The sequence below is a fragment of the Phycicoccus avicenniae genome, from assembly GCF_018139485.1.
Classification (GTDB): Bacteria; Actinomycetota; Actinomycetes; order Actinomycetales; family Dermatophilaceae; genus Phycicoccus; species Phycicoccus avicenniae.
Window position 1 is genome coordinate 30,609 of sequence record NZ_JAGSNF010000017.1, and the last position, 21,718, is coordinate 52,326.

Genomic DNA, 21,718 nt, shown 5'->3' on the forward strand with positions numbered 1-21,718 from the left:
CGGTCGGGTGCCATGTCGAGCACCGTCCCCCGCCGTCGCGCGCTCGTGGCCACCGTCGCCGGTGCCGCGCTCGCCACCTCCGTCGCCGTCGCCCTCCCCGCGTCGGCCGCCCCGGGCGCCCGCGGGCCGGCCGCGGACCGCGGCCCGACGACCCTGCGGGTGGCGACCTTCAACGCCTCGCTCAACCGGTCGGTCGAGGGCGGGCTCGTCGCCGACCTGTCGACGCCGGACGACCCGCAGGCGCAGGCGGTCTCCGAGGTGATCCAGCGCAACGCCCCCGACCTGCTCCTCGTCAACGAGTTCGACCACGACGCCGACGGCCGGGCCCTCGACCTCTTCCGCGAGAACTACCTCGAGGTCGGCCAGAACGGCGCCGGTCCCGTCGAGTACCCCTACGCGTTCTCGGCCCCGGTCAACACGGGCGTCCCGAGCGGCTACGACCTCGACAACGACGGGTCGGTGGGGGGCCCGAACGACGCCTACGGGTTCGGCTTCTTCCCCGGCCAGTACGGGATGGCGGTGTTCTCGAAGTACCCCATCGACGAGGACGCGGTGCGGACCTTCCAGCGGCTGCTGTGGAAGGACATGCCCGGCGCCCTGCTGCCCGACGACCCGGCGACCGGGACCCCGGGTGGGTGGTACTCGCAGGAGGAGCTCGAGCACGTCCGCCTCTCGAGCAAGTCGCACTGGGACGTCCCGGTCGACGTCGACGGCCGCACGGTCCACTTCCTCGTGTCGCACCCGACGCCGCCGGTGTTCGACGGCCCCGAGGACCGCAACGGCCGGCGCAACCACGACGAGATCCGGCTGTGGGCCGACTACGTGAGCCCCGGGAAGCGCTCGGCGTGGATCACCGACGACGCGGGAGCGCGCGGCGGCCTCACGCCGGGCGCGAGCTTCGTCGTCGCCGGGGACCAGAACTCCGACCCTCGCGACGGCGACTCGCTGCCGGGGTCGATCCAGCAGCTGCTCGACGCCCCGCGGGTCAACACCTCGGTGACGCCGTCGAGCGACGGCGCCGTCGAGGCGAGCCTGGCGCAGCGTGGCGCCAACCTCGAGCACGAGAGCCCCGCCCGGTACGACACCGCCGACTTCTCCGAGCCGCCGGGCAACATCCGCGCCGACTACGTCCTGCCGAGCACCGACCTGCGGATCGTCGACGCGGGCGTCTTCTGGCGGACGTCGGACGACCCTCTCTCCCGCCTCACGACGGGCACGTTCCCGAGCGACCACCGGCTCGTCCACGTCGACGTCCGCGTGCCGGGCACCGGGCGGCGCTGAGCCGATCCGGGGGCCGAGTAAGGCCGGGTCCCGTCAGAGGTCGACGGTGTTGCTGCCGCCGGGGTCGGGCCGGTCGCCGGTGACCCGGGCCTTGACCATCTCGACGACGGTCGCGGCCTTGCCGGGGCTGTCCCAGTACTGCGCGGTGTCGCCGTCGACGCGGATCACCGCGACCGACGGGTCGTCCGGCTCGACCTGGAACCAGGTCTCGGCGAACTCGTTCCACAGGTCCTTCGCGCGCTCCGGGTCGTGACGCGCCTCGGCGCGGCCTGCGACCGACACCCACGCGCCCTCCTTCGTGAAGGCGACGTTGACGTCGGGATGGGCCTGGATCTCGTGGGCGGCGGCGCTGTCGGTGGCCCCGAGGAACCAGAGGGTGCCGTCCTCGTCGGCCCGCTGCAGCGTCATCGGCCGGGAGGTCAGCGCCCCGGTCTGCTCGTGGATCGTCGTGAGCATCGCCGTCCGCTGGCCCCCGATGAGCTCGTGGACGTGGGCGGTCTCGTCGTGGTGGGTCATGTCGTGCTCCTCTCGTCGGGGGTCACGTACCCGCTCCGGGGGTCACCCACCCGCCTCGAGCTCCCTCACCCGCCTCGAGGTCGGGCAACACGCAGAGGATCCGGTCCGACGGTCTGCGTGTTGCCCGACGTCGACCAGCCGGGGGTCGGATGCCGGACGGTGGATGCGGCGGTCGGGTCGGAGGCGCGCACCGGCGTCAGGCGTCGACCTCGGACCGGTCCTGCGACCAGAGCGTGTGGAAGGAGCCGTCCTTGTCGACCCGTCCGTAGGTGTGCGCGCCGAAGTAGTCCCGCAGGCCCTGGACGAGCGCCGCGGGCAGCCGCTCGGCCCGCAGGGCGTCGACGTAGGCGAGGACGGCCGAGAACACCGGCGCCGGGGTGCCGGACGCGACGGCCGCGGCGACGACCCGGCGCAGCGCCGGCAGCCGGTCGGCGACGAGCGCGGCGAACGTCGGCGTCGCGAGCAGGCTCGGGGCGTCCGGGTGCTCCTCGACCGCGTCGGCGATGTCACCGAGCAGCCGGGCGCGGATGATGCAGCCGTCCCGCCAGATCCGGGCGAGGTCGGCGGGATCGACGTCCCAGTCGTTCTCCGTCGAGCCGTTGCGGACCATGTCGAGGCCCTGGGCGTAGGACACGACCTTCGCGGCGTAGAGGGCCGCGGCGAGGTCCTCGACGGAGACCTCCGCCCCGGCCGGGTCCTCGGCGACGGCGAGCGCCTCGCGGACGGCGGCCCGGCGCTCGGTGTCACCGGAGGTCGAGCGGGCCATCGTCGCCTCGGCGATGCCGGTGACCGGGACCCCGAGGTCGAGGGCGGTCTGGACGGTCCAGCGCCCCGTGCCCTTCTGCTCGGCGGCGTCGCGGACGACGTCGACGAACGGGCGGCCCGTCTCGCCGTCGGTGTGCGCCAGCACCTCGGCGGTGATCTCGACGAGGTAGGACTCCAGCTCGCCGCCGTTCCACTCCCGGAAGGTGTCGGCGATGGCGGTCGGCTCCATGCCGAGCGGGCCGCGCATGAGGTCGTAGGTCTCGGCGATGAGCTGCATGTCGGAGTACTCGATGCCGTTGTGCACCATCTTCACGAAGTGCCCGGCGCCGTCCGGCCCGATGAGGGTGCAGCACGGCTCGTCGTCGACATGGGCAGACGCGACCTCGAGGAAGGGCCCGAGCTCGGCGTAGGTGTCGGCGTCGCAGCCGGGCATGATCGACGGCCCCTCGAGCGCGCCGACCTCACCGCCGGACACCCCGACCCCGGCGTAGCGGATGCCCTTCTCGGCGAGCGCGGCGTGCCGGCGGCGGGTGTCGGCGAAGTGGGCGTTGCCGGCGTCGGCGACGATGTCGCCCTCGTCGAGCAGCGGAGTGAGCTCGTCGATGACGGCGTCCGTCCCGTCGCCGGCCTTGACCATGACGACGATCCGACGCGGCCGCTCGAGCGCGCCGACGAGGTCCTCGAGCGAGCGGGCCAGGGTGAAGTCGCCCTCGTCCCCGAACTCCTCGACGAGCGCCTCGGCCTTGCTCGTCGTGCGGTTGTGCACCGCGACGCGGAACCCGTTCCGGGCGAAGTTGCGGGCGAGGTTGCGGCCCATGACGGCGAGGCCCGTCACCCCGATCTGGGCGGTGCCCTCGGTGGCCTCGGTGCTGTGCTCGCTCACGGGATGCTCCTGTCGTCGCTGAGAGGTGTGCTCGTCCTCCGCAACAGGTACCAGTCCGGCGCTCTTCCCCGCGGGGACGTCCCACCGCTCGACCGGCCGGCCTACAGGCGGCGGACGACCGCGCGTGAGCGCTTCAGCAGCGCCTCCCGCTTGTCCTCGTCGAACCCGTCCCACGTCCGGGTCACCATCTTGGAGCGGTGGTTGCTCTCGAAGACCTCGCGGTGGTGGTCGACGAACCCCCAGTAGAGGGCGTCCCAGTCCTCGCGCCACTCGCCGGTGCCGAAGTCCGTCATCTTCGTGAGGTAGTTGCTGCCCGAGACGTAGGGCTTCGTCGTGATGCCGGTGCCGGCCGCGAACTGCGACATCGCGTAGACGTTCGGGACCATGACCCAGTCGTAGGCGTCGACGAAGAACGCCATGAACCACTCGTAGACCTCGTCGGGGTCGGTGCGCAGCAGGCACATCGCGTTGCCGAGGACCATGAGCCGCTCGATGTGGTGGGCGTACCCCCGCTCGATGACGCCCGCGACGACGTGGTCGACGGGGTCGAGGCCGGTGCTCGCGTCCCACCAGCCGTCCGCGAGCGAGCGCCGGTGGTGCAGGTGGTTCGAGGTCCGCATCCGCCGTCCGTAGAGGTGGTACGTCGCCCGCATGTACTCGCGCCAGCCGATGACCTGGCGGACGAACCCCTCGAGGGACGGCAGGTCGACACCCTGCTCCTCGGCCCCGTCGAGAACGGCGTCGAGCACCTCGCGCGGCGAGAGCAGCCCGCAGTTGAGCATCGGGGTGATGACGGCGTGGAAGACGAACGGGTGCTCCGTCGACACGGCGTCCTCGTACGGGCCGAACTCCGCGAGCCGCTCGTCGACGAACTCCCGCAGCGCCTCCCGGGCCTGCTCGTGCGTCACCGGCCAGTCGAAGGTGTCGGCCCGGCCGGGGGCGTCGGGGAAGGCCTCGCCGACCCAGGCGATCGCCTCGTCGACCTCGGGCAGCCGGTCCGGGGAGGACCGGGTCGGCACCTGGTGCTTCTTCGGTAGCTTCTTGCGGTTCTCGGGGTCGAACGACCACTGCCCCCCGACGGGCCGGTCGCCGTCCTTCCCCTCGACGAGGACGTCGAAGCGCCGGCGCTGCCACTGGTAGAAGGACGCCATCCGCGCCCGGTTCTCGCCGAACCACTCGGTGAGCTCGGGCCGGGTCGTGAGGAAGTTCGGGGTCTCCTCGACGTCCTCGGGAGTCAGCTCGACCCCCGCCTCGTCGAAGGCCTTGCGGACGTCGCGCAGCAGCCAGTCGTCGACGACGTCGTGCAGCCGCACCTCGTCGGGGTCGGCCTCCTTCAGCAGGTCCCGCAGCCGGGTCCGGGTCTTGCGGCGGGCGTCGGTCTCGATGACGTCGACGTCGAAGCCGGCGTCCCGGAGCCGCCCGGCGAAGAGCCGCATCGACGCGCGGTGCAGGACGAGCTTCTGGGCGTGGAACGGCTGCTGGCGGAAGAGCAGGTCGTCCTCGACGAGCACGAACCGCGTCCCCTCGGGCTCCTCGAGGTGGGACGCGAAGAGCTGGTGCGGGAAGACGACGCGCAGTCGTCGCGGGGAGCCGGCCATGCCCCGACCGTAGACCGCCGCACCGGCCCTTCCGCCCCCGCCGGCCGGCTGTCGAATCTTTGCCGGCGCCCACTTCGCCCTCACCGTCCCCGATGGTTAGATCGAGACCCAGCACGCACGACGGATTGGTGACACCACGGATGAGCGCGCAGGCCACGCCATCGACCGCTGCCCCGGGCGCGGACCCGGAGGCCCGTGCGGTCATGGCCGAGGTCGACGGCGTGCTCGACCGGGTCCTCGACGACGTCGCCGCCCTCCTCGCGGAGGCCACGGACCACGACACCGACCCGGCCCGCGCCACCCCCGGCCCCCTCGTCGTCGACCTCGTCGACGAGCTGCGCGAGCGGGTCCACCACCCCGGGAAGCGGCTCCGCCCGCTCGTCGCCCACCTCGGCTGGTCGGCTGCCGGCGGGGACGACGCGACCCGCGGCCGCCTCGTCGAGGTCGCCGCCGCGCTGGAGCTGCTCCATCTCTTCGCCCTCATCCAGGACGACGTCATGGACCGGTCGGCCGCCCGTCGCGGCCGGCCGACCCTCCACGTCGTCGGCGCCGAGCGGCACCGCGAGCGCGGCGGTCTCGGCGACCCCGAGCTCTTCGGGGACAGCGTCGCAACCCTCGTCTCCGACCTCGCCCTGTCCGAGGCCACGCTGCTCGCGGCGACCGGCGGCCCCCGGGTGGCCAGGACCTGGCGGCTCATGGCGGCGGAGCTCGTCGAGGGGCAGCTCCTCGACGTGTCGCACACGGCGGGGCGCGGCCGCGACCTCACGACGTCGATGCGGATCGCCCGGGCCAAGAGCAGCCGGTACACGATCGGCCGCCCGCTCCAGCTCGGCGCGCTCGTCGCCGGCGCCGACGACGACCTCGTCGCCCGCCTCCTCAGCTGGGGTGACCTCGTCGGCGACGCGTTCGCCGTCCGCGACGACGTCCTCGGCGTCTGGGGGGACCCGACCCTCACCGGCAAGCCGGCCGGGGACGACCTGCGCTCCGGCAAGCCGACGGCGCTCCTCGTCTGGGCGGCCGAGATGCTGCCGGACTCCGAGCGCTTTCTCCTCGAGCGGTGCGACGCCGGCCGCCTCGACGACCTCGACGTGGCCCGCCTCCAGCGCGCGATGGAGGAGGCCGGGGTGTACCGCCGCGCCGAGGCCCTGCTGCGCGACCTCCTCGAGCAGGCGGACGAGGTCCTCGCCGACCTAGACCCCGACGAGCGCACCGCCGCGTCGCTGCGCGGCCTCGCCGAGACCGTGGCGTGGCGCGACCGATGAGGGTCGTCGTCCTCGGCGCCGGGCTGTCCGGCCTCGCCGCCGCGTGCCACCTCGTCGGCGACGGCCACGACGTGACCGTCCTCGAGCGCGACGACGTCGTCGGTGGGCGCGCCGGGCTGCTGCACCTCGGCGACTTCCGCATCGACCCGGGACCCGTCGTCATGACGATGCCCGAGCTGCTGCACCGTCCGCTGCGGGCCGCCGGCGTCGCCGACCCCGAGGCGTACGCCCCGATGCGCCGGCTCGACCCGGCCTACCGCGCCGTGTTCGACGACGGGTCCGAGCTGTCGGTGCGCGCCGACATGGCCGACCTGCGCGAGGAGGTCCGCCGGCTCTCCGGCCCGGCCGACGCGGCGTCCTTCGACCGCTTCCTCGACTGGCTCGAGGAGCTGCACGACGTCGAGTTCGACACCTTCATCGACCGGAACATCGACTCCCCGCTCGACCTCGTCCGCTCCCCCGTGACGGCCGCCCGGCTGCTGCGGCTCGGCGGGCTGGGGGCGCTCGGCCCGAAGGTCGCCTCGTTCTTCGACGACGAGCGGCTGCACAAGATCTTCGGCTTCCAGTCCCTGTACGCGGGGGTCGCCCCCGCGTCGGCCCGCGCCGTCTTCGCCGTCATCACGTACATGGACACCGTCCGCGGCGTCTTCTACCCCGACGGCGGCATGCACGCCGTGCCGCGCGCGATGGCCCGCGCGCTCGACGAGGCCGGGGTGCCGGTCCACCTCGGGGTCGAGGCCGCCGAGGTGCTGCGCCGGGCCGACGGCGCGGTCGCCGGCGTCCGGACCGCCGACGGTGAGCGCGTCGCCGCGGATGCCGTCGTCTGCACCCTCGACCTGCCGGTCGCCTACGACCGGCTGCTCCCGGGCGTCACCGCCCCGCGTGCCGCGCGCCGGGGCGAGTTCTCGCCGTCGGCCGTCGTCTGGCACGTCGGGGCGAACGGGGCGCCGGGCCCGCACCTCGGCCACCACAACATCCACTTCGGGGCGGAGTGGGACGGCGCCTTCGAGGCCCTCATCGACCGCCGCGAGCTCATGCCCGACCCGTCCCGGCTCGTCACCGTCCCGTCGGTGACCGACCCGACGGCGGCCCCGGAGGGCTCCAGTACCCTCTACGTCCTCGAGCCGGTCCCGCACCTCGGCTCGCGCCTGGACTGGTCCCGCGAGGCCGGGCCGATGCGCGAGCGGCTGCACGCTTTCCTCGAGGCCGGCGGCTACCCGAGCGACGTCGTCGAGGAGCGGCTCGTCACCCCGCAGGACTGGGCCGACCAGGGCCTGCACCTCGGCACCCCCTTCGCTCTCGCCCACACCTTCGGCCAGAGCGGCCCGTTCCGCCCGAGCAACGTCGACCGCCGCGTCCCCGGCCTCGTCTTCGCGGGGTCCGGGACGACCCCGGGCGTCGGGGTGCCGATGGTCCTCGTGAGCGGCCGGCTCGCCGCCGAGCGGGTGCAGGACTACGCCGGCGCGGCCCGGCCCTCGCGGCGGCCGGCGGGCCGACCCGCCAGAATGGCCCGGTGAGCACGCCCGGACCCGCCGACCTGACCGAGGGCTACCGGCGGTGCGCGGACGTCACGCGCCGGTACGGCACGACGTACTGGTGGGGCGCCCGACTGCTGCCGACGACCTCTCGCCGGCACGTCCACGCCGTCTACACCCTCGCCCGGCTCGCGGACGACATCGTCGACGACGCGGGGCCGCGGCCCGGCCCGGGGACCGCGGCCGAGCTCGACGCCTTCGAGGCCCGGTTCCACGACGCCGTCGACACCGGGAGCTCGAGCGACCCGGTCATGGCGGCGATCGGGCACTCGGTGCGGGCGTGCGACATCCCCCGTGAGGCGTTCGACCGCTTCTTCGGCGCGATGCGGGCCGACCTCACCCAGCGGACCTACGAGACGTGGGACGACCTCCTCGGCTACATGGACGGCAGCGCGGCCGTCATCGGCGAGATGATGCTGCCCGTCCTCGAGCCGCGGCGCGAGGCCCGCGCACCGGCCCGCGCCCTCGGACTCGCCTTCCAGCTGACGAACTTCCTCCGCGACGTCGACGAGGACCTGGACCGCGGCCGGGTCTACGTCCCGCAGGAGGACCTGCGCCGGTTCGGGGCCGACCCGTGGGCCCGCGCCGCGACCCCGGAGTGGCGGGCGCTCATGGCCTTCGAGATCCAGCGCAACCGGGCCCTCTACCGCGAGGCCGACGCCGGCATCCCGCTCCTGCCCCCGGCCTCGCGCCGCTGCGTCGCGACCGCCCGGGTCCTCTACGCCCGCATCCTCGAGCGGATCGAGGCCGCCGACCACGACGTCTTCGCCGGGCGGGTCCGGGTGCCGACCTCCCGCAAGCTCGGCCTCGCCGGGCGGATGGTGCTCTCCCGCGACCCGATGCGGCTCGTCCGGCGGGACCGGGCCGCCCTCGTGACCGACGGGGCGGTCTGAGCGTGGACGACCGCTACCAGTACCTGCTCCTCATGGCCGGCTGCCTCGCGATCACGCTGCCGCTCGAGGTCGTCCTGCGCGCCCGGGTCTACCGGCGGCCGCGGCGGCTGCTCCTCGCGATGCTGCCGATGCTCGTCGTCTTCGTCGCGTGGGACCTGCTCGGCATCCACCGGGGGCACTGGACCTACAGCGAGCAGTACACGACCGGCATCCTCCTGCCCTTCGACATGCCCCTCGAGGAGCTCGTCTTCTTCGTCGTCATCCCGGTCTGCGGGCTGCTGACCTACGAGGCCGTCGGGACCGTCCTCGACCTCGCCCGCCGGTGGTCGCGTCGCGGTGAGCCGGAGCGGAGCGGCGCCGATGCCTGAGTACACGATCCTCGCCGTGCTGTCCGTGCTGCTCACCGTCGCGGTGGAGCGGCTGTGGCTGCGGACCGGCATCTTCGGCACGGCGAAGTACTGGGTGGCGATGGCCATCGTCTTCGCGTTCCAGGTCCCCGTCGACGGATGGCTGACGAAGCTGTCGGCGCCGGTCGTCATCTACGACGAGGCATTCAGCTCCGGCGTGCGCTTCCCCTGGGACATCCCCGTCGAGGACTTCCTCTTCGGGTTCAGCATGGTGACCCTGACGATCATGACGTGGGTCCGGCTCGGCCGGCGCACCACAGACGAGGAGACTGGATGAGCACTGACGACTGGGTCCTCGCCGAGGCGTTCGACCGCGCCGCGCCGACGTACGACGCGATGGTCGCGCTCTCGCCCGGCTACCACGACCAGCTGCGGACGGCCGCCGAGGCGCTCGTCGACGGGCTGCCGACGACCGGGTCCGACGCGCACGTCCTCGACCTCGGCTGCGGCTCCGGCGCCTCGACCCGGGCGGTCCTCGACGCGTGGGAGGTCTCGTCGTTCGACGGCCTGCTCTCGGTCACCGGGGTCGACGCGTCCGAGGGGATGGTCGCGCAGGCCCGGGCCAAGACCTGGCCGGAGGAGGTGTCCTTCGTCGTCGAGGACGCCGTGACCCACCTGCGGACGCTGCCGGACGACTCGGTCGACGGCGTGCTCGGGGCGTACCTGCTGCGCAACGTCCCGGACCGGCAGGCCGTCGTCGACGAGGTCGCCCGCGTCCTGCGACCCGGTGGGGTGTTCGTCGTCCACGACTACTCGGTCGCCGGCAGCGCGCGCGCCCGGGCGGTCTGGGCGGCCGTCTGCCACGGCATCATCATCCCGCTCGCCGCGGTGAAGCGGTCCGACGTCCCGCTGCACCGCTACCTCTACACGAGCGTCCGCGACTTCGACTCCGTCGCACGGGTCTGCGAGCGCCTGCAGGCCGCCGGGCTCGTCGGGGTGCGCCACCGGTCCTACCCGGGATGGCAGGACGGCGTCGTCCACACCGTCGTCGGGAGCGCCCCGGCGTGAGGCCGTTCTCGTCGCGGACCTTCCGGCCGGGGCTCGACCCGCGGGCGGAGTACCACCCGCCGCCGGCGCCCGTCGGGTCGCCGGTCGCGCCGGGCGAGCGGCACGTCGCGGTCGTCGGCGGTGGCATCGCCGGGCTCACGGCGGCGCTCGCCCTCGCCGAGCGCGGGGTGCGGGTCACGGTGCTCGAGCGCGAGGGGCGGCTCGGTGGACGGGTGCGGTCCTGGCCGGTCGACCTGGCGGACGGGTCGTCGAGCCACATGAGCCGCGGCTTCCACGCCTTCTTCCGGCAGTACTACAACCTGCGGACCGTGCTGCGGCGGACCGACCCGACGCTGGAACGGCTGCGGCCCCTCGAGGACTACCCGCTCGTGCGGGCCGGCGGCGGTCGGGACTCCTTCGCCGGGGTCCCGCGGACACCCCCGTGGAACCTCGCCGTGTTCGTCGCCCGCAGCCCCAGCTTCGACGCGGCCGGGCTCGCCGGGGTCGACGTCGACGCGGCCCTCGGGCTGCTCGACGTCCGCTTCCCCGAGACCGTCGAGGCGCTCGACGGGGTGAGCGCCGCCGAGGTGCTCGACCGGCTGCGCTTCCCCGAGCAGGCCCGGCACCTCGCGCTCGAGGTGTTCGCCCGCAGCTTCTTCGCCGACCCGCGGGAGTTCAGCGGCGGCGAGCTGCTCGCGATGTTCCACACGTACTTCCTCGGCTCGTCCGAGGGCCTGCTCTTCGACGTCCCCCGCGACGACTACGACACGACGCTGTGGGCGCCCCTCGGCCGGTACCTCGCCGGGCTCGGGGTCGACGTCGTCACCGGCCGGGAGGTCGGGTCGGTCGAGCCGTCGGGCGACGGGACCGGCGACGGTTTCGTCGTGCGGCACTCCACGGCCGGTGGTGGTGACGATGCCGGGCTCGTCGTCGACGGGGTCGTCCTCGCCCTCGACCCGGTCGGGCTGCGCGGGGTCGTCGGGCGCTCCCCCGGGCTCGGCGGCGACGACGCCGCGGGCGACGCGTGGCGGGCGTCGGTCGCCGGGGTGCGCTCGGCGCCGCGGTTCGCCGTGTGGCGGCTGTGGCTGGACGGCCGGGTCCGGCCGGACCGGGCCCCGTTCCTCGGGACGAGCGGGTACGGCCCACTCGACAACGTCTCGGTCATGGAGCGGTTCGAGGACCACGCCACGGCGTGGTCCGGCGAGCACGACGGCTCGGTCGTCGAGCTGCACGCCTACGCCGTCCCGGACGACGCCGACGAGGAGTCGCTGCGGGCGTCGATGCTCGCCGCGCTCCACGAGGTCTACCCGGAGACCGCGGCGCTCGGCGTCGTCCACGACGAGTGGCTGCTCGAGGCGGACTGCGTCCTCGTCGGGCTCGAGCCGCACCGCTCGCGTCCGGGGGTGACGACCCCCGACCCGTGGGTCGTCCTCGCCGGCGACGCGGTCCGGACCGACCTGCCGGTGGCGCTCATGGAGCGGGCGGCGACGACCGGCTGGACCGCCGCCGACGCGTTGCTCACGTCGTGGGGGCTGCCCGGGCACGGGGTGTGGTCGGTGCCGACGTCCTCCCGGATGGGCCGCGCACCGGCCCTCGCCCGTCGCGGCGTCCGCGCCCTCCGCTCGGCGACCGCCCGCCGCTGACCACCAACTCCGCGGCCCGGGCCCACCCCCTTGCGCCACCAGGAACCGTTCCTGGGGTGGGAACCCGGGTGGTGGACGCTCCTGGGGAGGATCGACCCCGCTGCAGCGGGGTGGATCCTCCCTCAGGGCATCCCTACCCGTCGGCGGCGTCGATGAGGCGCCGGACGACGGCGTCGATCCGGGGCCGGTCCGGCACCGGCAGACCGGTGACGGCCGAGAGGTACAGACCGTCGCCGGCGAGGCGGACGAGGTCCGCCGTCACCGGGTCGTCGATGGCCTCGCCGAGCAACCGGCCCCACACCTCGAACACCTCGGCGACGGCCCGCCGGGTGTCGGCGCCGACGTCCTGCCCGCCTGCTCGGACCGCGGCGAAGACGGCCCAGTAGTCACGCGCCTCGGCCTCGTCGGGTGTCGACGTCTCGAGGAAGACCCGCACCGGGTCCCCCTCCTCGGCCCGGTCCACGTTCCGCCGCGTCGACTCCCGCAGGCGCTCGGCGAGCCCGTCGACGAGCGCGCGCTTGCTCCCGAAGTGGTAGAGCAGGCCGCCCTTCGACACGCCGGCTCGACGCGCGACCGCCTCGAGGGTGGCACTGGCGACGCCGTCGTCCGAGACCTGGTCGCGGAAGGCGTCGAGGATCCGGTCCCGGGTCTGGCTCATGCCTGGACTGTACCGGCCGGACGGTGTATACACGAACTATACCGTCCAGACGGTCAACACCGAAAGGAGCACCATGACCCCCACCGACCACCGGCCCGTCGTCGTCCTCGTCCCCGGCGCCTGGATGGGCGCCTGGATCTGGGAGGACACCGTCGAGCGCCTCCACGCGGACGGACACGCCGCCGAGACGCTCACCCTGCGCGGGCTGGGCCGCTCGGACGACGACGACACCCGCGCCTCGACCACCCTGGAGGACCACGTCCTGGACGTCGTCGCCGTCGTCGAGCGGCTGCGCCCCGCGTCGGTCGTCCTCGTCGGTCACTCCTACTCCGGAGCGGTCGTCGGCCAGGTCGCCGACCGGATGCCCGACGCCGTCGCCCACACCGTCCACGTCGGCTCGTTCCTCCCCCGCGCCGGCCGCTCGCTCCTCGACGACTGGGGCGACGACGAGGAGGCCCGCGGTCAGGAGAAGCGCCAGGTCCGCGACGACGGTGACCTGTGGGCGGCCCCGCCCGCCGAGGCGCTCGAGATGGAGACCGACCTCGATCCGTCGCAGCGGCAGTGGCTGCTCGACGGTTTCGTCCCGCACCCCGGGCGTACCGTGCTGGACCCCGCCGTCATGGTCCGCCCGGTGACCTCACGTCCGGCGACGTTCGTCGCCGACGCCGCCGACGACTTGCCCCCCGAGCTCGCCGCCGGGCCTCCTGAAGGCTGGACCCTCGAGGTCGTCGGCGGCGGTCACTGGCCGATGCTCACCCGGCCGGAAGCCCTGGACCGCGTCCTCCGCGAGGCGGTCGGGCGCGCAGGCGCCTCGGGCTGATCGACGTCCCCGTCCACGCCATCGGCCTCGCCGGGAGGGTTCACCCCGATGCGGCGGGGGAGATGCTCCCCCTCCGTGGATGGAACCACACGCGCCACCGACCCGCAGCGTCAGATGAACGCGCGTCGGCGACGCGCCCCCCGGGGAGGATCGACCACGCTGCAGCGGGGTGAATCCTCCCCCGAAGATCGCGACGACCCGCGGAGGGCCTCAGGCGGTGCCGGCCTGCCGCAGCTCGTACCGGCGTGCGGCGTACTCGAGGTCGTCGGCCCACAGCTGGCGCTGCGAGGCGCGCATCCCCGGACGGACGAGCGACCCGAGCGCCTGCGCGACCCGGAACCCGCCGCGGTCCGACGTCGCGACGACGGCCTCGGTCATGACGGTCCGGGCCGGGTGGGTCCCCGGTGCGGTGATGCGGGTGGCGTGCGTCTCGACGACGCTGCCGACCCCTTCACCCTCGGTGATCGTCATGACGACGGTCGCGGCGTCGGGGCAGGTGAACTCCGCCCGGACCGGGACGGCGAAGGTGCGGCCGAGCCGGTAGGCGACGTCGAGGACGAGCCGGTCGTCGCTCGAGGCGACGTCGTCGACGGTGAGGTCGCTGAAGGCGTACGGGTGGAACCACGCGCCGTGCCACGGGTCGAGCCGGTTGGCGACGATGTCGTGCGGCTCGCACGTCGCGACGAGCGAGACGACGGACGCGAGCGAGACCGCAGGGTCCGGCCGCTCGGCGAGCACGGGGCGGTCGGTGGGCTCGGCGCCCTCCTCGACCGGACCGAGCTGCACCCAGGCGAGCACCCCGTCGTCGTACGCGGCGAACGTCGCCCACGGCGGGTCGGTGTCGCGGCCGAGCGGCATCCCGTGCCAGCGGCAGAGGACGGTGCCGCCGACGACGTCGCAGCCGTCGAGCCGGGCCCCGAGGTGGGGGCACGCCCCCGGCCCGGCGAGCAGCCCGCCGGACTCGTCACGCCACAGGACGACCTCGCGCCCCATGACGGTCCGCACGAGCGAGCGCCCCCGCGGGACGTCGGTGGAGGCGCCGACGACCACCCAGCCGTGGGTCGGACGCTCCAGCGCCGACGCGAGCGCGGCCTCGATCCGGGCGGGCCTGGCGTCACGCCAGGTGCCGCACATCCGGTCCGGGGTCTGCTGCGGCATGTAGCGCAGCGGGGACCTGCGACGGACCTCCTCGCGGATGGCTCGGTCGACTCGCATGAGGCTCACCCGTCCAAACTACCCGCGGGTCAGCGGCGGGGACGAGCGGTCGCGGCGTCCTTCGACACCGTCCGCGACGGGCCGGTGGACCCGGCTCAGCCGGCGGCGAGCTCCGCGAGGACGGCCCCCGCGACGCGGTCCCCGGAGACGAGCGCGCCCTGGATCGACGCGGTGTCCCGGTGGTCGCCGGCGACGAACACCCCGGCGTCGACCCGGGCGGGCGAGGTGAGCCGCAGCGGCGGGAGCTGGGCCGGGAGGGCGTCGTGGACGTCGTCGCGCCGGACCGCCTCCCACGGGCCGGTCGGGACGCCGAACACCTCGGCGGCCTGCCGCCGGACCTCGTCCTCGGTCGGGTCGTGCCCGTCGCCGAGCAGCGTCGTCACCTGGACGAGATGGGACCCGGCCGGCGCGTAGGACGGGACGGCGTTGCTCACGACGGCGGCGTTGACCATCGGGCCGCGCCGCCGGCCGTCGACGACGACCATCGTCGAGTCACTCGGGGCCTTGGGGGCGGAGAACCACCACGTCCGCAGCCCTCGGGTGACCGGCGCCGGGACGTCGACGAGGCCGCCGACGGCCTCCGGTCCGACGGCGACGACGACGGCGCGTGCCGTGAGTGTCGTCCCGTCGGCGCACACGACCTGCGGCTCCCGCCCGGCCCGGACCCCGAGCACGGGGGTCGACAGCCGCAGGTCCGGACCGTCGGGACGGCGCCGGGACCGGTCCGCGATCCACTCGGGCAGCGCCTGGATGCCGCGGGCCGGCAGCCCCGGGACCCCGAGCGCGAACATCCGCACGAGGAGGCGGACGAACGCCTCCGAGGTCTCGCCGCGGTCCTCGGCGACGACCCCCGCGAGGAACGGCTCGAGCACCTCGGTCCGCAGCGCGCCGGTGACGCCGGCCGCGTCGAGCCCCTCCCGCAGCGACCGGTCCTGCCCGCGCTTCAGCCCGCGCGGCGAGGTGAGTGCCGGGGCGGCCCACCGGGCGAGCGCAGCGGCCTCGGCCGGGGCGAGGAGCCGCGAGCGCAGCGTCGCCGGCAGCCCGCGGGGGCGCCGCAGGGGGTGCGCGAGCTCGGCGAGGCCGTCGTCGCGCCGGACGAGCAGGCCGGCGCCGAACGGCCGCAGCCCGAGGTCGTCGACGTCGACGAACCGTCGCACCGCCGGGTAGGCGGGGTTGAGCACCTGGAACCCCCGGTCGAGGAGGAACCCGTCGACCTCGTCGGTCCGCTGGCGCCCTCCGACGACGTGGTCGCGCTCGACGTGGACGACCGCCCGCCCCGCCGCCGCGAGCCGGTCCGCGCAGCGCAGTCCGGCGAGGCCCGCTCCGATGACGACGACGTCCGCATCCACCCTGCTCACCCTAGCCGCGCGCTCCCGGTCACTGGTGCGCGACGATGGTGGCGTGGACTCCGACAGCGGCCTGCGGGTCAGTGCCTCCGGCGACGCCGACCCCGACACGGTGTGGGCCCGGTACACCGAGCCCGCCCGCTGGTCGACGTGGGCGCCGCAGATCCGCGAGGTCGACTACCCGCACCGCACCGTGCGGCCCGGCACCTCCGGACGGGTCGCAGGGCCGGCCGGGCTCGTCGTCGTCTTCACCGTCGACGCGGTCGACGAGGCCGCCCGGACGTGGGCGTGGTCGGTGCGCTCCGGTCCGCTCCGGCTGCGGTTCGACCACGGCGTCGAGCCCCACGGGTCGGGCAGCACGGCGTGGGCGGTCGTCCACGCCCTGCGGCCGGTGGCGCTCGCCTACTCCCCGGTGGCCCGCCTCGCGCTCGGGCGGCTCGTGCGCCCCTGACGGCCTCGATGCGACGGATCGGGGGTCCGACGCCTAGGGTGGGGCGCAGTTGTTGAGCAGTTCCGCATGTGACGTAGGAGCAGGACGGCCCCGCCGGGGCCCGCAGGCACTTTCTGAGCAGAGGTACGCACCACGCATCACCAACACGGGGCGGACCGACCCGCGGCCCGCCCGGACTCAGGAAGAAGGCCTCCCATGGCTACTGGCACCGTCAAGTGGTTCAACGCCGACAAGGGCTTCGGCTTCATCGCCCCCGACGACGGCAGCGCCGACGTCTTCGCCCACTTCTCGGCGATCAACTCCAGCGGCTACCGCTCGCTCGACGAGAACGACAAGGTCGAGTTCGAGACCCAGCAGGGCCCGAAGGGTCCGCAGGCCGCGAACATCACCGTCCTGCGCTGACCTCGCGGCGCCGTGGGCGCCGCACCCCGAACCGCCGTCCGGGTCTCCCGGGCGGCGGTTCCTGCGTTCCCGGCCGGGCGGACGGCGCGTCAGCGGGCGCGGTCCGTCAGTGCACACCGTCCGAGACCGCCCGCGCCGCGGCGTTCGCGCGGCGGAGCAGGGGCCAGAGCATCAGGAGCAGGAGCACGTTCGGCGCGAACGCGACCCAGAAGCCCGTCTCCGGCCACCCGAGCAGCCACAGCACCACCCCGAGTGCGGCCCCGGCGCCGAACACCAGGGCGACGAGCCGCGCCGTCGGCAGCGCCGCCGCGTGCCCCGCCCGCCAGGCCGCGTCGCTCGCACCCGTCGCGGGCGTGCGGATGCCCGCGAACCCGTTCCGGTCCAGCCGGCCGTCGGCCGCCGCGGCGGTCACCCGCACGAGCAGTGCCGCAACGAGCACGTCCGAGAGGGCGACGACGAGCAGCGCGACCGTCACGGGGCGTGGGCCTCCTCGTCGAGGTGGATGACGATGCCGGCCCGCGGCTTGGTACGGATGTTGAGCCGGCGCGTGAGGGCGTTCACGGCGTCGAAGCCCCGCGCCTGCATCCCGTACTTGGCGACGATCGCGCGGCGGACGGCCACGACCGACGGGCCGTCCCGGACCACGGACGCCTCGCCGGTCGCCACCGGCGCGTCCTCGGGCACCCGGCCGCGCACGTCGCAGGGCCGCAGCTCGACCCGGGCGGTGTGCCCGAGCCGCTTCGTCTTGCCGGTCTCGTCGACCGTGATGACGACGAGCCCGTCTCCGTCGAGCGCCGGGGCCACCCAGACCGGCGTGCTCACCGGGGTCCCCGACCGCCGGAACGTCGTGAGCGAGACGTACTTCTCGTCCGCGATCGGGTGCGCCGCCGGGTCCATGTCCCCACGGTACGACGGGGCGGCGCGGCGCCGGCCCCGGCGGGCGCGAAACGGCGTCGCGGGAACAGGGAGGCGGGACGTACGGTTGCGGACATCGCCATGAACGCACCCGACCCCGCCCCCGCCCCGGTCTCCGCCGCCCCCGTCGCGCCCGAGCCCGTCGACTCCCCGACCCCCGGCGCGCCCGGCGACCCGGTCGTCACGAAGGGCTCGTACCCCGTGCTGCGCTGGCTCGTCGCCGCGACGTTCACGGTCATCCTCAACGAGACGATCATGATCAACGCGATCCCCCGGCTCATGGCGGACTTCGGGGTCACGGAGCGGGCCGCGCAGTGGCTCTCGACCGCCTTCATGCTCACGATGGCCGTCGTCATCCCGGTGACCGGGTGGTTCCTCCAGCGGGTCACCACCCGTGCGGCGTTCACGACCGCGATGTCGGTCTTCACGCTCGGCACGGTCATCGCCGCCGCGGCCCCGACCTTCCCCATCCTCATCGGCGGCCGGGTCGTCCAGGCGGCCGGCACCGCGGTCATGGTGCCGCTGCTCATGACGACCCTCATGACCGTCGTCGCCCAGCAGGACCGCGGCCGGATCATGGGGAACGTGACGCTCGCGATCTCCGTCGCCCCGGCCCTCGGTCCGACGCTCAGCGGGTTCGTCCTGGCCGTCGCCGGGTGGCGCTGGCTCTTCATCGTCGTCCTGCCGGTCGTCGCGCTCGTGACCGCCGCCGGCCTGCGCCGCCTCGAGAACGTCGGCGAGGCGAAGGTGAGCAGCGTCGACTGGGCGAGCGTCCTGCTCGCCGGCCTCGGCTTCGGGGGACTCGTCTACGGCCTCAGCCGGTTCGGCGAGGTCGAGGGCGGCTTCCTTCCGGCGCCGCTGTGGATCGTCGGCGGCCTGGCGGTCGTCGGCGCCTTCGCGCTGCGCCAGCGGCTGCTCGTCCGCCGCTCGACGCCGCTGCTCGACCTGCGCACCCTCGGCTACCGCGTCTACGCCACGGCCGTGTCGATGCAGTCGCTCGCGTTCCTGTCGATGCTCGGTGCGGGCATCCTGCTGCCGCTGTACCTGCAGAACCTGCGCGGCCTCACCCCGCTCGAGACCGGGCTGCTCGTCGCCCCCGGTGGCCTCGCGATGGGGCTGCTCGGCCCGGTCGTCGGCCGCATCTACGACCGCGTCGGCGCCCGCCCGCTCGTCCTTCCGGGCTCGGTCGGCGTGCTGCTCGGCCTGCTCGGCCTCAGCCGCATCGGTGAGACCACGCCGTACGTGCTCATCCTGCTGCTCCAGGTCGTGCTCATGGTGAGCATCGCGGGCCTGATGACCCCGGCCTTCACGCTCGGCCTCGGCTCGCTCCCGGCGCGGCTGTACTCGCACGGCAGCTCGCTGCTGGGCACGACGCAGCAGGTCGCGGCGGCCGTCGGCACGGCGCTCACCGTCACCGTGCTGTCCTGGCGCGAGCGGGTCGCGATCGAGGGCGGGGCGTCGGACGCCGCCGCCTACGTGGGCGGGGTCCAGGCCGCGTTCCTCGTCATGGCGGTCCTCGCCGTCGGGGTCATCGTCCTCGCGGCGATGCTGCCGTCACGTCCCTCGGAGGTCGAGGGCGAGGAGGCCGCCGACGCCTCCGCCGTCGCCGCGCACTGAGCGCTCACTGACCGGCCTCGGCCGGCCGTCGCACCGGCTCGTCGCCGCGGGCACCGAGACGTCCCGCGTCACCCTCTCCCGCCGACGGCACGGAGAGTGAGGGCGCCGGCGTCAGCTGAGGTGGTACGGCTCGACGTCGCTTCGGTTGCTCTCGTCGTCGTTCGCCTCGCAGCTCGACCCGTTCGAGCCCGAGCCGCCGCCCTCACGTCGCGCGAAGCGGACGACGACCGCCTTGGACGCGGGGCAGTTGCTGCCCTCGGCGACGTGGTCGAGGGGAACGAGGACGTTGCACTCGGGGTAGTACGCCGCCGCGCACCCGCGGGCCGTCGGGTACTCGACGACGCGGTAGCCACGGGCCACCCGCTCGCTGCCGTCGGTCCACACCGACACGACGTCGTAGAGCTCGCCCGCGGTGAGACCCAGCTGGGTGACGTCGTCCGGGTGGACCATGACGACGTTCCGGCCGCCGGCGAGGCCGCGGTAGCGGTCGTCGTGCCCGTAGATCGTCGTGTTGAACTGGTCGTGGCTGCGCATCGTCTGCAGCAGCAGGTGCCCCTCCGGCGCCTCGAGGACGGCGATCGGGCTCACCGACAGCTCGGCCCGGCCGCTGTCGGTCGTGAACGTGCGGGTGTCGCGCGGCGGGTGCGGCAGGGTGAAGCCGCCGGGCCGCATGACCTTCTCCTGGTAGGCCTCGCAGCCAGGGACGGTGTTCGCGATGTGCCGGCGGATCGCCGTGTAGTCCTCGGCCATCGCGGCCCAGTCGATGGACGACCCCTCGGGACCGTCGCCGAGCGTCGCCTCCGCGACCCGGCAGACGATCCAGGGCTCGCTGCGCAGGTGCTCGCTGGCGGGCTCGTTGCGTCCGACCGACAGGTGCACCTCGGACATCGAGTCCTCGACGGTGACGCCCTGCCACCCGCCGGCCCGGATGTCGCGCTCGGTCCGGCCGAGGCACGGCAGGATGAGCATGCTCCTCCCGGGTAGGACGTGGGTGCGGTTGAGCTTGGTCGACACCTGGACGCCGAGGTCGACGGTGCGCAGCGCCTCGAAGGTCGCGTCGGAGTCGGGGCTCGCGGAGGCGAGGTTGCCACCGAGCCCGAAGAGCACCTTGACCTTGCCCTCGGCGAGCGCCCGGAGGGTGTTGACGACGTCGTAGCCGCGCTCGGTCGGCGGGTCGAACCCGAACTCGGCGCGCAGGTTCGTCGCGTAGTGCTTCGGCAGCTTCTCCCAGATCCCCATCGTCCGGTCGCCCTGGACGTTGGAGTGTCCGCGGACGGGGCACAGCCCGGCGCCCGGCTTGCCGATGTTGCCCTGGAGCAGGGCGACGTTCGTGATCTCCTTGACGGTCGCGACGGCGTGCCGGTGCTGGGTGACCCCCATCGCCCAGCAGAAGACGGTCCGCGACGACGCGGCGAGCAGGTCGGCGAGCTCCTCGATCTGCTCACGCGGCAGGCCCGTGGCGCGCAGCACGACGTCCCAGTCGAGGTCGGCGACGTGGGCGCGGTACTCCTCGAGGCCGTTGGTGTGCCGGGCGAGGAAGTCCTCGTCGACGGCTCCCCGCTCGAGCAGGAGCGCGCCGAGGGCCTGGAAGAGGGCGAGGTCCCCGCCGAGGCGGATCGGCAGGTAGAGGCTCGCGAGGTCGGTGCCGACGCCCGCGAGGCCCTTGACCTTCTGCGGGTTGTCGAACTTCATGAGCCCTGTCTCGGGCAGCGGGTTGACGGCGACGACCTTGCCGCCGCCCTGGACGCACTTCTCGAGCGCGCTGAGCATGCGCGGGTGGTTCGTCCCGGGGTTCTGCCCGGCGATGACGACGAGCTCGGCCTCGTGGAGGTCCTCGAGCGAGACCGACCCCTTGCCGATGCCGATGGCCTCGGCGAGCGCGACGGACGTCGACTCGTGGCACATGTTCGAGCAGTCGGGCAGGTTGTTCGTCCCGAAGGCACGGGCGAAGAGCTGGTAGGCGTACGCGGCCTCGTTCGACGCGCGGCCCGAGGTGTAGAAGACGGCCTCGTCCGGGGAGTCCAGGCCCTGCAGCGCGCCGGCGACGACGCCGATCGCCTCGTCCCACGAGACCGGCTCGTAGTGGGTCCCGCCCTCGCGCAGGAGCATGGGCTCGGTGATCCGCCCCTGCTGGCCGAGCCGGAAGTCGGACCACGTGGCCATCTCGGCGACGGAGTGGTGGGCGAAGAAGGCCCGGTCGGCCTTGCGCTTCGTCGCCTCCTCGGCGACGGCCTTCGCCCCGTTCTCGCAGAACTCGGCGAAGCTGCGGTGCTCCGGGTCCGGGTCGGGCCACGCGCAGCCCATGCAGTCGAAGCCGTCGGCCTGGTTGAGCCGCCGCAGGGTGTTCAGGGTGCGCACCGGGCCCATCTGCCCGGCGCTGCGGTTCATCGAGACGGCGACGGCCTCGATGCCCGCCGCGGCCTTGCGCCGCTCGTGGACGTCGACGTCCGTGGCGTCCACGTCGTCACGGGGCGCGCCCCGCCACGGCTCGAGAAGGCGGCTCATCCGGGTGCTGTCGACCATG

Annotated in this window: 21 protein-coding genes; 12 read left to right on the forward strand and 9 right to left on the reverse strand. The window is 74.2% G+C overall.

Going from position 1 to position 21,718, the window contains the following annotated elements; translation table 11 throughout:
* The first annotated feature begins 12 nt into the window (after positions 1-12).
* Positions 13-1,281 (forward strand): endonuclease/exonuclease/phosphatase family protein, encoded by a 1,269-nt coding sequence (locus tag KC207_RS11875; protein WP_211603291.1) that lies wholly within the window; start codon positions 13-15, stop codon positions 1,279-1,281.
* A gap of 33 nt (positions 1,282-1,314) precedes the next feature.
* On the opposite strand, the gene KC207_RS11880 is transcribed toward KC207_RS11875, so the two are convergent.
* The 3 genes from KC207_RS11880 to KC207_RS11890 all read right to left on the reverse strand — a co-directional run bounded on the left by KC207_RS11880 (position 1,315) and on the right by KC207_RS11890 (position 5,043).
* Complete coding sequence (locus KC207_RS11880) at positions 1,315-1,797, reverse strand: pyridoxamine 5'-phosphate oxidase family protein (protein ID WP_211603292.1); 483 nt, start codon at positions 1,795-1,797, stop codon at positions 1,315-1,317.
* Between the two features lie 196 nt (positions 1,798-1,993).
* Positions 1,994-3,445 (reverse strand): NADP-dependent phosphogluconate dehydrogenase, encoded by a 1,452-nt coding sequence (gene gnd / locus KC207_RS11885; protein ID WP_282958974.1) that lies wholly within the window; start codon positions 3,443-3,445, stop codon positions 1,994-1,996.
* A gap of 101 nt (positions 3,446-3,546) precedes the next feature.
* A complete protein-coding gene (locus tag KC207_RS11890; RefSeq protein ID WP_211603294.1) occupies positions 3,547-5,043 on the reverse strand; it encodes a cryptochrome/photolyase family protein in 1,497 nt (498 codons plus the stop codon).
* Between the two features lie 203 nt (positions 5,044-5,246).
* Between KC207_RS11890 and KC207_RS11895 the strand changes: the two genes are divergently transcribed.
* The 7 genes from KC207_RS11895 to KC207_RS11925 are packed head-to-tail and all read left to right on the forward strand — an operon-like array spanning position 5,247 to position 11,770.
* A complete protein-coding gene (locus KC207_RS11895) occupies positions 5,247-6,305 on the forward strand; it encodes a polyprenyl synthetase family protein (protein ID WP_211603296.1) in 1,059 nt (352 codons plus the stop codon).
* Positions 6,302-7,822 (forward strand): phytoene desaturase family protein, encoded by a 1,521-nt coding sequence (gene crtI / locus KC207_RS11900; RefSeq protein ID WP_211603298.1) that lies wholly within the window; start codon positions 6,302-6,304, stop codon positions 7,820-7,822. Before KC207_RS11895 ends, crtI begins: the two co-directional genes overlap by 4 nt.
* Positions 7,819-8,733 (forward strand): phytoene/squalene synthase family protein, encoded by a 915-nt coding sequence (locus KC207_RS11905; RefSeq protein ID WP_211603300.1) that lies wholly within the window; start codon positions 7,819-7,821, stop codon positions 8,731-8,733. The genes crtI and KC207_RS11905 overlap by 4 nt, the downstream gene beginning before the upstream one ends.
* A gap of 2 nt (positions 8,734-8,735) precedes the next feature.
* Positions 8,736-9,101: a lycopene cyclase domain-containing protein gene (locus KC207_RS11910; protein WP_211603310.1), complete on the forward strand. Its 366-nt coding sequence runs from the start codon at positions 8,736-8,738 to the stop codon at positions 9,099-9,101.
* On the forward strand, positions 9,094-9,417 hold the full coding sequence (locus KC207_RS11915; RefSeq protein ID WP_211603312.1) for a lycopene cyclase domain-containing protein: 324 nt from the start codon (positions 9,094-9,096) through the stop codon (positions 9,415-9,417). The genes KC207_RS11910 and KC207_RS11915 overlap by 8 nt, the downstream gene beginning before the upstream one ends.
* Positions 9,414-10,148 carry a class I SAM-dependent methyltransferase gene (locus tag KC207_RS11920; RefSeq protein WP_211603314.1) on the forward strand — a complete coding sequence of 245 codons (735 nt, stop codon included), beginning with the start codon at positions 9,414-9,416 and terminating at the stop codon, positions 10,146-10,148. The genes KC207_RS11915 and KC207_RS11920 overlap by 4 nt, the downstream gene beginning before the upstream one ends.
* Entirely contained in the window at positions 10,145-11,770 is a 1,626-nt protein-coding gene (locus KC207_RS11925; RefSeq protein ID WP_282958975.1) for an FAD-dependent oxidoreductase, read from the forward strand. The genes KC207_RS11920 and KC207_RS11925 overlap by 4 nt, the downstream gene beginning before the upstream one ends.
* A 133-nt stretch (positions 11,771-11,903) precedes the next feature.
* Here the strand turns inward: KC207_RS11925 and KC207_RS11930 are convergent, their stop codons facing one another.
* Positions 11,904-12,428 carry a TetR/AcrR family transcriptional regulator gene (locus tag KC207_RS11930; protein ID WP_211603318.1) on the reverse strand — a complete coding sequence of 175 codons (525 nt, stop codon included), beginning with the start codon at positions 12,426-12,428 and terminating at the stop codon, positions 11,904-11,906.
* Between the two features lie 73 nt (positions 12,429-12,501).
* On the opposite strand from KC207_RS11930, the gene KC207_RS11935 reads away from it, so the two are divergent.
* Entirely contained in the window at positions 12,502-13,248 is a 747-nt protein-coding gene (locus tag KC207_RS11935) for an alpha/beta fold hydrolase (RefSeq protein WP_211603320.1), read from the forward strand.
* Between the two features lie 210 nt (positions 13,249-13,458).
* Here KC207_RS11935 and KC207_RS11940 read toward each other — a convergent pair whose 3' ends face one another.
* Positions 13,459-14,463 (reverse strand): Rieske (2Fe-2S) protein, encoded by a 1,005-nt coding sequence (locus KC207_RS11940; protein ID WP_249138719.1) that lies wholly within the window; start codon positions 14,461-14,463, stop codon positions 13,459-13,461.
* 95 nt (positions 14,464-14,558) lie between these two features.
* A complete protein-coding gene (locus tag KC207_RS11945; protein WP_367616048.1) occupies positions 14,559-15,812 on the reverse strand; it encodes an NAD(P)/FAD-dependent oxidoreductase in 1,254 nt (417 codons plus the stop codon).
* A gap of 52 nt (positions 15,813-15,864) precedes the next feature.
* On the opposite strand from KC207_RS11945, the gene KC207_RS11950 reads away from it, so the two are divergent.
* Complete coding sequence (locus KC207_RS11950) at positions 15,865-16,260, forward strand: SRPBCC family protein (protein WP_211603326.1); 396 nt, start codon at positions 15,865-15,867, stop codon at positions 16,258-16,260.
* 195 nt (positions 16,261-16,455) lie between these two features.
* Complete coding sequence (locus tag KC207_RS11955; RefSeq protein ID WP_211603328.1) at positions 16,456-16,662, forward strand: cold-shock protein; 207 nt, start codon at positions 16,456-16,458, stop codon at positions 16,660-16,662.
* A 106-nt stretch (positions 16,663-16,768) separates the two neighbouring features.
* On the opposite strand, the gene KC207_RS11960 is transcribed toward KC207_RS11955, so the two are convergent.
* A complete protein-coding gene (locus KC207_RS11960; RefSeq protein ID WP_211603330.1) occupies positions 16,769-17,137 on the reverse strand; it encodes an SdpI family protein in 369 nt (122 codons plus the stop codon).
* Positions 17,134-17,559, reverse strand: coding sequence for a PPOX class F420-dependent oxidoreductase (locus KC207_RS11965; RefSeq protein ID WP_211603331.1), 426 nt, complete (start codon positions 17,557-17,559; stop codon positions 17,134-17,136). Before KC207_RS11965 ends, KC207_RS11960 begins: the two co-directional genes overlap by 4 nt.
* Before the next feature lie 99 nt (positions 17,560-17,658).
* Here KC207_RS11965 and KC207_RS11970 point away from each other — a divergent pair, with 99 nt between their 5' ends.
* Complete coding sequence (locus KC207_RS11970) at positions 17,659-19,194, forward strand: MDR family MFS transporter (protein WP_211603333.1); 1,536 nt, start codon at positions 17,659-17,661, stop codon at positions 19,192-19,194.
* Between the two features lie 111 nt (positions 19,195-19,305).
* On the opposite strand, the gene KC207_RS11975 is transcribed toward KC207_RS11970, so the two are convergent.
* A complete protein-coding gene (locus KC207_RS11975) occupies positions 19,306-21,717 on the reverse strand; it encodes an FdhF/YdeP family oxidoreductase (protein ID WP_211603335.1) in 2,412 nt (803 codons plus the stop codon).
* Between the last annotated feature and the right edge of the window lies 1 nt (position 21,718).

Excerpts from the sequence above, each read along its gene's own strand:
- KC207_RS11955 (WP_211603328.1), top strand. The coding sequence starts at position 16,456 with ATGGCTACTGGCACCGTCAAGTGGTTCAACGCCGACAAGGGCTTCGGC.
- KC207_RS11935 (WP_211603320.1), top strand. The coding sequence starts at position 12,502 with ATGACCCCCACCGACCACCGGCCCGTCGTCGTCCTCGTCCCCGGCGCC.
- KC207_RS11975 (WP_211603335.1), bottom strand. The coding sequence starts at position 21,717 with ATGGTCGACAGCACCCGGATGAGCCGCCTTCTCGAGCCGTGGCGGGGC.
- KC207_RS11875 (WP_211603291.1), top strand. The coding sequence starts at position 13 with ATGTCGAGCACCGTCCCCCGCCGTCGCGCGCTCGTGGCCACCGTCGCC.
- KC207_RS11895 (WP_211603296.1), top strand. The coding sequence starts at position 5,247 with ATGGCCGAGGTCGACGGCGTGCTCGACCGGGTCCTCGACGACGTCGCC.
- KC207_RS11965 (WP_211603331.1), bottom strand. The coding sequence starts at position 17,559 with ATGGACCCGGCGGCGCACCCGATCGCGGACGAGAAGTACGTCTCGCTC.
- KC207_RS11890 (WP_211603294.1), bottom strand. The coding sequence starts at position 5,043 with ATGGCCGGCTCCCCGCGACGACTGCGCGTCGTCTTCCCGCACCAGCTC.
- KC207_RS11970 (WP_211603333.1), top strand. The coding sequence starts at position 17,659 with ATGAACGCACCCGACCCCGCCCCCGCCCCGGTCTCCGCCGCCCCCGTC.
- KC207_RS11915 (WP_211603312.1), top strand. The coding sequence starts at position 9,094 with ATGCCTGAGTACACGATCCTCGCCGTGCTGTCCGTGCTGCTCACCGTC.
- KC207_RS11880 (WP_211603292.1), bottom strand. The coding sequence starts at position 1,797 with ATGACCCACCACGACGAGACCGCCCACGTCCACGAGCTCATCGGGGGC.
- KC207_RS11930 (WP_211603318.1), bottom strand. The coding sequence starts at position 12,428 with ATGAGCCAGACCCGGGACCGGATCCTCGACGCCTTCCGCGACCAGGTC.
- KC207_RS11940 (WP_249138719.1), bottom strand. The coding sequence starts at position 14,463 with ATGCGAGTCGACCGAGCCATCCGCGAGGAGGTCCGTCGCAGGTCCCCG.
- KC207_RS11920 (WP_211603314.1), top strand. The coding sequence starts at position 9,414 with ATGAGCACTGACGACTGGGTCCTCGCCGAGGCGTTCGACCGCGCCGCG.
- crtI (WP_211603298.1), top strand. The coding sequence starts at position 6,302 with ATGAGGGTCGTCGTCCTCGGCGCCGGGCTGTCCGGCCTCGCCGCCGCG.